This is a genomic window from Frankia sp. AgB1.9 (assembly GCF_016786355.1).
In the GTDB taxonomy this organism is placed as follows: Bacteria; Actinomycetota; Actinomycetes; order Frankiales; family Frankiaceae; genus Pseudofrankia.
In genome coordinates this window covers 1-12,828 of sequence record NZ_JADWYX010000186.1, presented here as the reverse complement: position 1 = coordinate 12,828, position 12,828 = coordinate 1, and the positions used below count along the sequence as shown (strand labels likewise).

The window sequence follows — 12,828 nt, the reverse complement described above, 5'->3', positions numbered from 1 at the left end:
GCCGCCTGGCCCCCCGGGGCGCGGTGCCCGGGGCCGCCGCCGGCGCCGCCGACGACCTTCATGCCGGCCAGCGCGGCGCGCGCGGCGTTCGTGCCGTGCGCCGACGACGGGATCAGGCAGAGATCCCGGGCCGGGGCGCCGGCGGGGGTGTGGTCGCGGTGGTACGAGCTGATCGCCAACAGGCCCGCGAACTCGCCCTGGCTGCCCGCGTTCGGCTGCAGCGAGATGCCCGCGTAGCCGGTGACCTCGGTGAGCCAGCGCTCCAGGTCGGAGATCATCTCCAGGTAGCCGGCGGCCTGCTCGATCGGCGCGAACGGGTGGATCTCGGCGAACTCGGGCCAGGTCACCGCGGCCATCTCGGCGGTGGCGTTGAGCTTCATCGTGCAGGAGCCGAGCGGGATCATGCCCCGGTCCAGGGCGAAGTCGACGTCGGACAGCCGGCGCAGGTAGCGCAGCATCGCCGTCTCCGACCGGTGGCTGTGGAAGACCGGGTGCTCCAGGTAGGCCGACGCGCGGATCAGCTCGGCCGGGACCGCCAGGGCGTCCTGCGGGTGGCTGGCCGGGGCGGTCACCTCGAAGGCGGACCAGACGGCGGAGAGGTCCGCGTCCAGCGTCGCCTCGTTGCAGGAGATCCCGACGTGGTCGTCGTCGACGAGGCGCAGGTTGACCCCGTGGTCGAGCGCGGCCGCCACGACGTCCGCCGCCCGGCCGGCCACCCGGGCGAGCACGGTGTCGAAGAAGGAGCCGTGGACGACCTCCACGCCACCGGCGCGCAGCCCGGCGGCGAGCCGTACCGCGTGATCGTGGATCGTCGCCGCGATCCCGGCCAGCCCGGCCGGGCCGTGGTACACGGCGTACATCGAGGCGAGCACGGCCGGCAGGACCTGGGCGGTACAGATGTTGCTGGTGGCCTTCTCGCGGCGGATGTGCTGCTCGCGGGTCTGCAGGGACAGCCGGTAGGCCGGCTTGCCGTCGGCGTCGACCGACACGCCGACCAGGCGGCCGGGCAGGTTGCGCTCCAGGCCCTTGCGGACCGCCAGGTAACCCGCGTGCGGGCCGCCGAACATCACCGGCAGGCCGAACCGCTGGGTGGTACCGACGGCGATGTCCGCCCCGAGCTCGCCGGGCGAGGTCAGCAGCGTGAGGGCGAGCAGGTCGGCGGCGACCGTCACCACGATCCGGCGGTCGGCGGCCTGGGCGATCACGCCGCGCAGGTCGCGCACCTCGCCGTTCGCGCCAGGGTAGGACAGCAGGACCCCGAACGTGTCGGCGAGCACGTCCGCCGGGAGCGCGCCGGCTGCCTCCTGCGGCTCCTCACCAGGCTCGGCGGGCAGCTCCTCGACGGGCCCCTCGCCGGGCGCGGGCGACGGGATCGGGGTGAGGCCGACGCGCAGGTCGGCGACGTGCACGTCGAGGCCGAGCGCCTCGGCCCGGGTGCGCACGACCTCGATCGTCTGCGGCAGCGTGTCGGCGTCGATGAGGAAGGTCGACCGCTTGGCCTTGTCGGCCCGGTGGGCGAGCTGCATCGCCTCGGCCGCGGCGGTCGACTCGTCCAGCAGCGAGGCCCCCGCAGTCGCGAGGCCGGTGAGGTCGGTGACCATCGTCTGGAAGTTCAGCAGGGCCTCGAGGCGGCCCTGGGAGATCTCCGGCTGGTACGGGGTGTACGCGGTGTACCAGGCCGGGTTCTCCAGCACGTTGCGCTGGATCACCCCTGGCATCACGGCCGGGTGGAAGCCAAGGCCGATCATCGTGGTCACCCTGCGGTTGCGGCCAGCCAGCGCGCGCAGCTCGTCGAGTGCCGCGCTCTCCGGGATCGGCGTGGGCAGCGCGAGCGCACCGGACCGGATTGCGGCCGGGACGGCGGCGTCGGTGAGCGCGGCGAGCGTCGGGTAGCCGAGCTCGGCGAGCATCGTGGCCTGGGCGCTGTGATCCGGGCCGATGTGCCGATCGGCGAAGACCGGATACGAGGTGGCCGGCAGCGTCGGCGTGCCGGTGGCGTTCTCGGTCATGATGGCCACTCCGGTGGGTCAGGCGGGACTCGGCGGGCGCCGGGCTCCACGTCGGGGACCGGGGCGGGCGCCCCGGGAGACGGCGGTGCCTGCCGCGCGCCGGCCGTTGGCTTTGGCCGGACGACGGCGGACCGCCTCGTCTCCCCCTCTGTCATCGGCCTGAGAGCTTCGCCGGACCGGTGGCCCGCCCGGGCGCCACTGAGGCGTCCTCGGCGAACTTCCGTGCCCGGCTTGCACCGTCGGCGGGACACCGCGAGGCGTCCGCTTTCCAGAGTTGCCTGACCCGGCGGTTGGGTGCCTGAGAGTTTGTGGGGAGGTCTTGCTCCTTCGGCGCCACAGGCTGGTTTGCCCGGGACTCTCCCGCGCGGGTGTGAGCGGCACAGTATGTAGTTAGTTAGCACTGTGTAGTTGGGTGGCTGCGGGCGCGCGCCTGCCGCCGGCTACTTAAGTCACAGTCGACGACTAGCCCGGCCGGAAACAATCCGTACGCGATCTGTCATTCACGGTCGTATTCGTGAAGTAGGCCACACCTTCGAGCGACGGAGTCCCGCGACGCGAGGCCCCACCCAACACGACCTCGACGTTACACAGAACGATCAGCCATCGGCCCTGCCGTCAACCACAACCCCGTTGGGACTGTCGGGCTTCCTCCTGCCGTCGCTCTGCGAGCCTATCGGCGGCCTCGGCCTGGAGCCACCGCGCGGCGAACCACGAAACCAGCTCGCAACACGCCCCGGTCCGGCCGACCAGGTTTGGGGGGCCGGGCCCGCGGGCGCCGGGGCCGGCCGGCGGCCGTGGTGCTCGTCGCCGACGCGGAGGTGGACGACACCCTCGTCGCCGCCTTCGCAGCCCGCGGTGCCGAGGTCAGGGTCGTCGGCGACGGCGCTCTCGCGCTGCTGGAGGCCGGCCGGCTGGCCCCGTCCGTCGTGCTCGTCGGGGCGAACCTGCCGGTGGTCGACGGCATCGGAGTCGTCCGCGCGCTGCGCGCGATGCGTGGCCGGGGCGAGGTGACCATCCTGTTCGGTCTCGGGCCGGATGACCTCGCCCAGGCCGCCGACGGCCTGGAGGCCGGCGCAAGCGCCTGCGTCGCCAAGCCCTACCTCGTCGCCGAGGTGCTCGCGCTCGCCGGCCTGCCGGCCGACGGCCTCGGGACGGCTCCGGGTGCCTCGGCCCTCGGCGGGCCGCGCCCGGCCGCCCGGCTCGGCGGCTCGGCCGCGGAGGCCGATCCCGAGGTGCTTCGGGTCGGCGCGGTGTCCCTCGACATCGGCGCGCACCAGGTCCGGGTCGACGGGGTGCCGGTGGCTGTGCCGCCGCGGGAGTTCCGGCTGCTGCGCGTGCTGCTGGAGCGGGCCGGCCGGGTCGTGCCCCGGGAGAGCCTGCTTGAGCTGGTCTGGGGCACCTCCCAGATGGACTCCAACACCCTCGCCGTGCACGTCCGCCGGCTGCGCCGCCGGCTCGGCGACACCGCCGAGACGCCCTGGTCCATCGAGAGCGTCCGCGGCGTCGGCTACCGCTACCGCGTGCCTGTGAGCTGACCTTTGACGTGCCTGCCAGCGGGTTGACGGCTGGCGGCCCGGCCAGGAACTAGCCCGCGGGTGTGCCGCCGGGGAGGGCGAAGACGCCGGGGGTTATGGCGACGGCGAGGCCATCGTCGAGCAGGCCGCGCAGTGCGCGGTCGCGCTGGACGGGCTCGTCCCAGACGGCGTCGAGCAGGGTCGCTTCGACCGGGCCGTCCGCCTCGCGCAGCACCGCCAGCAGCCGGCCACGCACCTGCCGGTCGGTGCCGGCGTAGCCCTGAGGCTTGCGGGCCGGGCCGTCGGCCGGCGGGCTGCCGGCGAGCAGCCAGGCGCACCGCTCCCGCACCGGACAGCCCGCGCACCGCGGTGCCCGGGCGACGCAGACGAGCGCCCCGAGCTCCATGAACGCGGCGCTGGCCCGGGCGGCCGTCTCCGCGTCGGCCGGTAGCAGGTCCTCGACGAGGGCGAGATCCTTCCGGCTCACCGCAGCTGGTCCTTCGGCCCGGCCCTCGATGGCCCGAGCGACCAGACGGCGGACGTTCACGTCGATCACCGGCTGCCGCTGCCGGAAGGCGAACGCCGTCACCGCCCGCGCGGTGTAGGTGCCGATGCCTGGCAGGGCCAGCAGATCATCCAGGTTGTCCGGGACCGCGCCGCCATGGCGTTCGACGATCGCGGTGGCCGCCTGGTGCAGGCGCAGGGCCCGACGCGGGTAGCCGAGCCTGCCCCACATCCGTACCGCCTCGCCCGAGGGCTCGGCGGCGAGGGCGGCCGGATCGGGCCAGCGGGCGAGCCAGGCCTCATAGACCGGCAGCACCCGGTTGACCGGCGTCTGCTGCAGCATGATCTCGCTGACCAGCACCGCCCAGGGCCCGGCCTCCGGCCGCCGCCAGGGCAGCTCCCGCGCGACCAGCCCGAACCACTCCAGCACCGGCTCGGCGAACGGTCGCCCGCCGGCCTCCGTGCTACGGGCGCCGCCGAAGGTACCGGCGGCCTCCTGGACGAGGCCGGCGGTTGGCAGGTGAGCGACGGCGGAGTTGGCGCGTCCGTCCTGGTTGCCGTTCATCGCTGCCATCGTGCCAGTACGCCCGGGGACGGCCAGCAGGCCCTCGCCCGGCCGGCAGTAGGTCAACTAGTCGGTGAAGCGTCGACGTAGGTCCGGGGTGCTCGACTGGTCCTTGCTCACGAAGAACACGCCGGAAGCCAGCTTCTCGATGCTTGCCCGCATGGCGAACGCGGTAAATACGGACAAACAAGCCAAAGCAGATCAACCCGAATAAAATTCGCAAACTATCCGCCACTGAAGTCGTCAACCGCTTCTTGATCGCCGTTTTCGCCCTCAGGTGGTCGCGATCGAGGTGTCTTTACGACCAGTAGGGGGCTGAAACGGCGATCAAGAATCGGCCCTCCGGTGGACCGCAGCACGGTGCGGCTGGGGTGTCGGCCGCGACCCAGGGGTGCTAGGCGTAGCGCTCCAGGATGGAGGATTCGGCCAGGCGGGACAGGCCTTCACGGACGGCCTTGGCGCGGGTCTCGCCCACGCCCTCGACGGCCTGGAGGTCGTCCACGCCGGCGGCGAGCAGCTTCTGCAGGGTGGTGAAGTGGTCGACCAGGCGGTCGACGATCAGCCGGGGCAGTCGGGGGATCTTGGCGAGCATCCGGTAGCCCCGGGGGCTGATCTGGCGGTCCAGCGCGTCCGCGCCCGAGCCGAAGCCGAGCGCACGGGCCAGCGCCGTCAGGTCCAGCAGGTCGGTCGCGGACATCGCGGCCAGGTCGGTGAGCACCTCGGCCGGGGAGCCGACCTTCGCGCCGACGGGCTGGTAGTCGCGTACCGTCAGCTCACGCTCGGTCTCGACGCCGGCCATGAGCTCTTCGAGCTGGAGCGACAGCAGCCGGCCGTCGGTGCCGAGCTCGACGACGTAGCCCTCGATCTCGTCGGCGATCCGGCGGACCATCTCGAGGCGCTGCAGCACCGAGATCGCGTCCCGGACGGTGACCAGGTCCTCGATCTCCAGCGCGGACAGCGTGCCCGCGACCTCGTCAAGGCGCTGCTTGTAGCGCTCCAGGGTCGCCAGCGCCTGGTTCGCGCGGGAGAGGATCGCGGCCGAGTCGTCCAGCACATACCGGCGGCCGCCGACGTACAGCGCGATGATCCGCATCGACTGGCTCACCGAGATCACCGGCAGGGCGGTCTGGCGGGCCACTCGTTCGGCGGTGCGGTGGCGGGTGCCGGACTCCTCGGTCGGGATCGTCGGGTCGGGCACCAGGTGGACCGCGGCTCGCACGATCCGGTTCAGGTCGGTGGAGACGACGATGGCGCCGTCCATCTTGGCCAGCTCGCGCAGGCGGGTCGCGGAGAACTCGACGTCCAGCTGGAAGCCGCCGGTGCAGACCCCCTCCACGACCTTGTCGTGGCCGAGGACGATCAGCGCGCCGGTGTGGCCGCGGAGGATGCGCTCCAGGCCGTCCCGAAAGGGGGTTCCCGGCGCCACCGCGGCGAGCGTGGTCCGGAAGGCCTCATCCCCGGGTGGTCCTGCCATCAGGTTCCTCTACTCCCTACCGAGACGCTCGGGACGACCCACTATGTCTCGTCGACCGAAGGGTGATCTCCGGTCGCGGTGGTAATCGTATCTAGGCGCTCGGTACCACTACGGACGGCCTCCGGCTCAGGTACTCCGGCGGGCCGCTGAACATCTGGCTGAATGCGCCGATTGTGGGGACCTGCAGGGCGAACGGACCCCGTCGTTCGACGATTTCCAGGCCTGTTCACCGCGGGTGAGGACGGACGGGTAACGGGAAGCCCACAGGAAGTGCAGTGCGCGGGGTTGTTGCCCCGGCCCTCTCGCTATCCGTCGTACATGTTCGCGATCGCGGCATTGAGATCTGTCGCCTCGATGACAGTCATGCCCTCCGGGATCAGCCCGGAGAGGCGAGGGACGAGGGCGCGGCGGAACCCGAGACGCGCGGCGGCGGCGAGGCGGCGCTCGATGCCGCTGACCGAGCGGATCTCGCCGGTCAGCCCGACCTCGCCGAGGGCGATGAGGTCCGGCGGAACTCCTCGGTCCTGGGCGGAGCTCACCATGGCGAGCGCGACGGCCAGGTCGGCGGCCGGCTCATGCAGCTTCACCCCGCCGACCGACGCGGTGAAGATGTCCGCGCCGCCGAGCATCCCGAAGCCCGAACGCTTCTGTAGCACCGCCGTGATCATCGCGACCCTTGAGCCGTCCAGCCCGGAGACGGCTCGCCGAGGCGGCGGGGGAGCGGGCGTGCCCGCGCCGGCGCCCCCGCGTCCGTAGCTCTGCGGCGCCACCAGCGCCTGCACCTCCGCGACCAGCGGCCTGCGTCCCTCCACCATGACCGTCACGCAGACGCCGGGCACGGCGCTCGCCGTCGCACCCCGGGACAGGAACAGCCCGCTGGGATCGGCGATGCCCCAGATCCCGTTCTCGTTCATCTCGAAGCAGCCGACCTCGTCGGTCGGCCCGTACCGGTTCTTGACGGAACGGATCATCCGAAGCGCGGTCTGCTGGTCGCCCTCGAAATGCAGCACCACGTCGACCAGGTGCTCCAACAGCCGTGGCCCGGCCACGGAGCCGTCCTTCGTCACGTGCCCGACCAGGATCGTCGCGAGCCCCAGTGCCTTGGCCGCGCGGATCAGGGCGGCCGCGACCTCGCGGACCTGCGTGACGCCGCCGGCGACACCGTCCACCCCGGCGGCGGAGATCGTCTGCACCGAGTCGACGACCAGCAGCGTCGGCTGGACCTCCTCGACGTGACCGAGCAGCGCGCCGAGGTCGGTCTCGGCCGCTAGCCACAGGTCGTCATGCAGCGTGCCCGTGCGCCCGGCCCGCAGCCGCACCTGGGCGACCGACTCCTCGCCGGTGACGACGAGGGCCCGGTGGCCGGCCTGCGCGCTGCGCGCCGCGACCTCCAGCACCAGCGTCGACTTGCCCACCCCAGGCTCGCCGGCCAGCAGGATGACCGCGCCGGGCACCACGCCACCGCCGAGCACCCGGTCGAGCTCGTCGACCCCGGTCGATCTGCGTGCGGCGGGCGACGGGTCGACCTCGGTGACCGGCTTGGCCGGCGTCGTGACCGTCGCCGGGGCGGTCGCGCCCGAACCCGCGACGGCGGCCCGGCGTGGCGCGGCCTTCTGCGCCTCGAGCGTGCTCCACGCCTGGCAGCGCGGGCATCGCCCGGCCCACCGGATCGACTCGGCCCCGCACTCGCTGCAGCGGAAGCCGCCGTCGGCCCGCGACCGGCCGGCCGCGCCGCCACCGGCCGCCCGCCTGCTCGCCGACCCACTGCCGCTGGCCGACGCATTGCCGCTGGAGCCCACAACCGCCATGCCGCTGACCGTAGCCGTCGGGTCCGACATGTCTGACCGGCGCGAGGTCGGCGGAAGTCGTGAGCGGCCCGGCCTGTTCAGCCGGCTGGACCGCTCACGGCCTGCCGTTGGTTCAGGGAGTGGCGGTGACCGTCGGCGCGACGGTCGGGACGAGCCCGCTCGTCGCCGTGGCGCCGGCAGTCGGCGTCCCGCCACCGAGGGCCGTCCCGGTCGCCGTCGGGGTCGCGGCGGGAGTGGTGGCGGGAGTGGTGGCGGCGGCGGTCACCGACGGCGCGGCGGACGCACCCGGCAGCGGTGCCTCGACCGGCACGTCCAGGGTGACGGCGCCCGCCTTGGCGAACGTGAAGGTCACCTTGGTCGCGGTGCCGATCGCCAGGCTCTTCTTCAGGCCGGTCAGCGTCGGGGCCGAGCCGTTGGCGATGTAGATCTGGCCGCCGGCCGGCGCGAGGGTCGCCGGGCTGCCCGGGGTGCCCCCGGTCGCGTCCGGCGACGAGATGGCGACCAGGGAGTCGTCCTGGCTCCCGCCGTTGAACAGGGCGGAGATCACCTGGGCGTCGCCGCCCTGGGAGACCGGGCCGGCCACATAGACGTTGCGCAGGTTGATCGTGCCGACGGCACCGTTGGCGGTGTTCGTCGTCGTGCGCGCGAGGTTCGTCATCGCGTCGTTGCCGCTGGCGCACGCCGCGAGCGCGGGGGCGCCGAGCAGGGCGGCGGCGGCCAGCATCACCGCGCCACGCCGCAGCGGATGGGCCGTGGCCCCCTCCCGCGCCCGGCCGTGAAGGGCCGCGACGGCGGGTGCGGTGGGCAGGGCGGGCGAAACGACGGGACGGCGCGGGAAGGCAATGCTGCGCGCCCCCAGACGGCGGCTCACGGCTCGGTGACTCCTGTCGTGCGGGCGCCGGCGCCCGGTCGGGCGCCCACGCTGGTCCAGTGGTGCAGCCGAGGGACCTTCCGGGCCGGTGCCACGGCCGCGCGGGGGGCGCCTTGGGCTGCTCGGCGCTAAGACTAGCCACCTGTTATGCGCACGCGCCTCGCGCCAGCGCTTCCGGCGGGCGCGGTGTGATCCCAACCTCCCCGCCGGGGGGCAAAACTGACGCGGTGTGCCTCCCACCTACCCCCGTGTCACCGTCTGGCCGGTCGGACGAGCGGGCCGCGCCTCGCGTCCGGGCCGAGCCCGGGGCTGGGCTGGGGCTGAGCTGGGCTGGGGCGATTGACGGGGCCTGGAACGGGTCGGTCTGGACGGAGCCGCGGGATTCATTCCAGGCTGATTGCCGCAGGCGTGGATCGGCCTGTTCCCCATGACCAGTCGATGACGTCGACCGATCAAGAAGCGAGCGGGCGACCGGATCCCGCGATGGAGCCTGACCAGTGGTTGGTCGGCGCGGCACAGAAATCCTGGATTTGTCAACCACCTCGCTACACCCCGCAACCGTATTGCCGGCGCGTTCGGGCGCTTGGGCTCGGCGCCGCGCTCGTCTCGGGAATGTGACGCGCCGAAGTGTTCGCCGTGTTCGGGATCTCCGCGGCGTGCCGAGCCGCCGCGGGGGGATCCAGCTGCGACGGTGTAGGCGTGGGCCGAGCGGCGGTCCGCCTGGCCCGGGCGGACCGGGGCGTTGGCCGTCCCGACCGGTGTGGCGCGCGTTTCAGCAGGTCGGGGCCGAGTTCGGACAGTTCGGTCAGTTCGGCCGGGGGTCCGAGACCCCTCGACACGAGCCCGCTCCGGGGGGTGTTCGTGGTCTGCGGAGAGTGGTCAGAACGCTCCGGTGCGCCGGCCCGCAGCCGCTACTGGATCAACGCGACCCAGCATGCGTCTGACCTGCAGCGATGCGTGCGTGTTACGCTGGTAGAGGCGGAAGGGGCACGTGACACATGGCTTTCCAAGTCGGCGAGACCGTCGTTTACCCGCATCACGGGGCTGCTCTCATCGATGCGATTGAAACGCGCGTCATCAAAGGTGAAGAGAAACTCTATCTCGTGCTCAAGGTGGCTCAGGGCGACCTGACCGTGCGCGTACCGGCCGACAACATCGGCATGGTCGGCGTACGCGATGTCGTCGGCCAGGATGGGCTCGAGCGCGTCTTCGAGGTGCTGCGAGCGCCGCACACCGAGGAGCCGACCAACTGGTCGCGTCGGTACAAGGCCAACCTCGAGAAGCTGGCCTCCGGCGATGTCAACAAGGTCGCCGAGGTCGTCCGCGACCTGTGGCGGCGGGACCGCGAGCGTGGGCTGTCCGCCGGCGAGAAGCGGATGCTGAGCAAGGCCCGCCAGATTCTCGTCAGCGAGTTGGCCCTCGCCGAGGGCACCAACGAGGACAAGGCCGAGGCGATGCTCGACGAGGTGCTTGCCGGTTGACGGATGAACCGTGTTCGCTGCCCTTCGGGCGGGTTCCCGGTTCGTCGATCGGCTGATGTCTGCCCGGGGGGATGACCCCCGGACCTCCAGATGTCGGGCTTCGCTCGACCGCTGGGGCGTGAATAGTGGGACGCGGGTCACCTTCCGCCGGTTCGCCGACGGTGGGTGGCCCGTGTGTCGTTTCAGCGCCTTCGGCGAGGTCGGCTTCTCCCTCGGCTGGATTTGGTCGGCGCGTGCCGCCGGCTCGCTGCTGTTTGTGGGCCGATTTCGGTCGTGGCGTGGGGCGGGGTTCCGGCGACGGCGGCTCGGGCGAAGCCGCTGGTGGCGGGTGGCAATGAGCTGGGGGGTTCGGCGTTTGTGGCGGGCGGGGGTGGCCGGTAGGTTCGGCTCAGGTTTTTCGGGTCGTCCGGTTCGGGGCGGCCGGCGGTCTGTCTGGTGGACTGGATGCTGGTGAGGTCTGAGATCGAGCGAGGACAGCGGTGACCGGGCCGCAGACGCGGGTCGCTGTCGTGGTCCCGGCCGCGGGGCGTGGGGAACGACTGGGCGGCGGCGTGCCGAAGGCGCTGCGGCCGCTGGGCGGCCGGCCCATGCTCGTGCACGCCGTGCAGGCGCTGGCCGCGGCCGAGCTGGTGTCGCAGATCGTCGTCGCCGCTCCGCCGACCCTGGTCGAGGTGGTCAGCCGGCTGCTGGGCCCGGACGTCCGGGTGCTGGCCGGCGGCGCCGAGCGGGTCGATTCGGTGCGCGGCGCGCTGCGGGCGCTCGACGACGACATCCGGGTCGTGCTGGTGCATGACGCGGCCCGTCCGTTGACGCCCCCGTCGCTGGTCGACGCGGTCGCCGCGGCGGTGCTCGGCGGCCAGCCCGCGGTCATCCCGGTGCTGCCGGTCGCGGACACCGTCAAGGAGGTCGACGCTCAGGGCCGGGTGCTGCGCACTCCGACGCGGGACGGCCTGCGCGCCGTGCAGACTCCGCAGGGCTTCCGTCGTGAGGTGCTGGAGGCCGCCTACGCCAACTCCGACGACGGCCCGGCCGTGACCGACGACGCGGGCCTGGTGGAGCGGCTGGGGGTGCCAGTCACGACGATCCCCGGCGCCGAGGAGGCGTTCAAGGTCACCCGGCCGATCGACCTCGTCTTCGCCGAGGCTCTGCTGGCCCGCCGCCCGCTGGCCGAGTCGGGACGGTCCTGATGGCCGCCGGTGTGACGCCGGCCACGGCCGCCGCGATCGCGCTGCCCCGGGTTGGGGTCGGCGTCGACGTCCACCCGTTCGAGCAGGGCCGGCCGTGCTGGGTCGCCTGCCTGCAGTGGGACGGCGAGACCGGTCTGGCCGGTCATTCCGACGGTGACGTGGCCGCGCACGCGGCCTGCGACGCGCTGCTGATCGCGTCCGGCCTCGGCGATCTGGGCAAGGTCTTCGGCACCGATCGTCCCGAGTGGTCCGGCGCGTCCGGCGCGGCGCTGCTCGGCGAGACCGCTCGGCTCCTCGCCGAGGACGGCTGGACGATCGGCAACGTCGCGGTCCAGGTAGTCGGCAACCGGCCGCGGATGGCCAAGCGCCGCGACGAGGCCGCGGCGGCCATGGCCGCCGCGCTTGGTGGCGCGGTGGTCAGCGTCTCCGCGACGACGACGGACGGCCTGGGTCTCACCGGCCGCGGCGAGGGTCTCGCGGCCATCGCGACGGCTCTCATCGTTCGCCTGGGCGGCTGAGCGAGGGCCCGCCGACTCACCGCGACGGGTCAGATGCCAGGCTGGCATCGGGTCGTCGCGTTTCGCCGGGTCGCCGGTGGAATCGTTGGCCTGATCGCGATTCGCGGCGCGGCGGGACTTCAGGAGCGCGTATGGGTGAACGGCTGCCGGAAAAGGTCAGGACGCTGGCGGACGCGCCGACCTACGTGACCCTGGCGACGTTGCAGTCGGACGGGTCGCCGCGGCTGACGGTGCTGTGGATCGAGCGGGACGGCGACGACCTGCTGCTCTCGACGGTGCGCGGCCGCGCCAAGGAACGCGACATCGACCGCGACCCGCGCGTCGCCCTCATGTTCCTCGACCAGCACGACCCGTACTCCTACGTGGAGATCCGCGGCACGGCGACCCTGACCGAGGAGGGCGGCCGCGACCTGATCGACCGCCTGGCCGTCAAGTACACCGGCGAGCCCTACAAGTGGGACGGCCCGGATGCCATCCGCGTGGTCATCCGCATAAGCCCCACCCGCGTCCTCACCACCGGCTAGCCTCCCACTCGGCGCGGCAGCCGCTCAGGAAGCCCCAGGTTCCCGAACCGGTCGGGCGCCAGCCAGACCGTCAGAGGCGCTGCCCCCGCGAACCCGCCCCTGGGCGGACCCGCCCGCCACGCGGGCGCAACTTAGCCGCCGCAACCGCGTGACCGTAGCCCACCGACACAACCTGACCACGCAAGCTGCCCCGCCCCTGCCCCGAGCGCGATCTGGCCGCGCTGCCAGGCAGGATGCCCACCGGCCCGGACCTCAGGCCCCCGGGCATCGAGGGCTGGAAGGCGCTCGGCGCCCGAAGGGGGGGGGGGGGGGGGGGGGGGGGGGGGGGGGGGGGGGGGGGGGGGCGGCGGGCGGGGGCGCGCCGCGGGGGGGC

The 12,828-nt window shown here is 73.1% G+C and carries 9 protein-coding genes, 1 pseudogene and 2 riboswitches; of the genes and pseudogenes, 5 read left to right on the top strand and 5 right to left on the bottom strand.

The genetic code is table 11. From position 1 onward, the window contains the following. Nucleotides 1-2,009 (bottom strand): annotated as a pseudogene (locus I6A60_RS38890) (glycine dehydrogenase (aminomethyl-transferring)); the annotation flags it as partial. Nucleotides 2,010-2,150: 141 nt separating this feature from the next. Then, nucleotides 2,151-2,286, bottom strand: a riboswitch (glycine riboswitch). Further along, nucleotides 2,287-2,383, bottom strand: a riboswitch (glycine riboswitch). A gap of 423 nt (nt 2,384-2,806) precedes the next feature. On the opposite strand from I6A60_RS38890, the gene I6A60_RS38885 reads away from it, so the two are divergent. Beyond that, entirely contained in the window at nt 2,807-3,544 is a 738-nt protein-coding gene (locus I6A60_RS38885; protein ID WP_307874094.1) for a response regulator transcription factor, read from the top strand. 49 nt (nt 3,545-3,593) lie between these two features. Here the strand turns inward: I6A60_RS38885 and I6A60_RS38880 are convergent, their stop codons facing one another. The 4 genes from I6A60_RS38880 to I6A60_RS38865 form a co-directional block, all read right to left on the bottom strand. Continuing rightward, nucleotides 3,594-4,592 (bottom strand): A/G-specific adenine glycosylase, encoded by a 999-nt coding sequence (locus tag I6A60_RS38880; protein ID WP_203023497.1) that lies wholly within the window; start codon nt 4,590-4,592, stop codon nt 3,594-3,596. A 394-nt stretch (nt 4,593-4,986) separates the two neighbouring features. Beyond that, nucleotides 4,987-6,066 carry a DNA integrity scanning diadenylate cyclase DisA gene (gene disA, locus I6A60_RS38875; RefSeq protein ID WP_013421585.1) on the bottom strand — a complete coding sequence of 360 codons (1,080 nt, stop codon included), beginning with the start codon at nt 6,064-6,066 and terminating at the stop codon, nt 4,987-4,989. Nucleotides 6,067-6,371: 305 nt separating this feature from the next. Beyond that, nucleotides 6,372-7,874, bottom strand: coding sequence for a DNA repair protein RadA (gene radA, locus I6A60_RS38870; RefSeq protein ID WP_203023498.1), 1,503 nt, complete (start codon nt 7,872-7,874; stop codon nt 6,372-6,374). A gap of 112 nt (nt 7,875-7,986) precedes the next feature. Then, a complete protein-coding gene (locus tag I6A60_RS38865) occupies nt 7,987-8,745 on the bottom strand; it encodes a hypothetical protein (protein ID WP_203023499.1) in 759 nt (252 codons plus the stop codon). A 998-nt stretch (nt 8,746-9,743) separates the two neighbouring features. Here I6A60_RS38865 and I6A60_RS38860 point away from each other — a divergent pair. The 4 genes from I6A60_RS38860 (at nt 9,744) to I6A60_RS38845 (ending at nt 12,455) form a co-directional block, all read left to right on the top strand. Beyond that, on the top strand, nt 9,744-10,226 hold the full coding sequence (locus I6A60_RS38860) for a CarD family transcriptional regulator (protein WP_007512332.1): 483 nt from the start codon (nt 9,744-9,746) through the stop codon (nt 10,224-10,226). Between the two features lie 479 nt (nt 10,227-10,705). Beyond that, nucleotides 10,706-11,413, top strand: a complete 708-nt coding sequence (gene ispD, locus I6A60_RS38855) for a 2-C-methyl-D-erythritol 4-phosphate cytidylyltransferase (RefSeq protein WP_203023500.1) — start codon at nt 10,706-10,708, stop codon at nt 11,411-11,413. Then, nucleotides 11,413-11,931: a 2-C-methyl-D-erythritol 2,4-cyclodiphosphate synthase gene (gene ispF, locus I6A60_RS38850; protein WP_203023501.1), complete on the top strand. Its 519-nt coding sequence runs from the start codon at nt 11,413-11,415 to the stop codon at nt 11,929-11,931. Before ispD ends, ispF begins: the two co-directional genes overlap by 1 nt. 131 nt (nt 11,932-12,062) lie before the next feature. Further along, nucleotides 12,063-12,455, top strand: coding sequence for a PPOX class F420-dependent oxidoreductase (locus I6A60_RS38845; protein ID WP_013421590.1), 393 nt, complete (start codon nt 12,063-12,065; stop codon nt 12,453-12,455). Nucleotides 12,456-12,828 lie beyond the last annotated feature (373 nt).

Excerpts from the sequence above, each read along its gene's own strand:
- disA (WP_013421585.1), bottom strand. The coding sequence starts at position 6,066 with ATGGCAGGACCACCCGGGGATGAGGCCTTCCGGACCACGCTCGCCGCG.
- ispF (WP_203023501.1), top strand. The coding sequence starts at position 11,413 with ATGGCCGCCGGTGTGACGCCGGCCACGGCCGCCGCGATCGCGCTGCCC.
- I6A60_RS38845 (WP_013421590.1), top strand. The coding sequence starts at position 12,063 with ATGGGTGAACGGCTGCCGGAAAAGGTCAGGACGCTGGCGGACGCGCCG.
- I6A60_RS38880 (WP_203023497.1), bottom strand. The coding sequence starts at position 4,592 with ATGAACGGCAACCAGGACGGACGCGCCAACTCCGCCGTCGCTCACCTG.
- radA (WP_203023498.1), bottom strand. The coding sequence starts at position 7,874 with ATGGCGGTTGTGGGCTCCAGCGGCAATGCGTCGGCCAGCGGCAGTGGG.
- I6A60_RS38860 (WP_007512332.1), top strand. The coding sequence starts at position 9,744 with ATGGCTTTCCAAGTCGGCGAGACCGTCGTTTACCCGCATCACGGGGCT.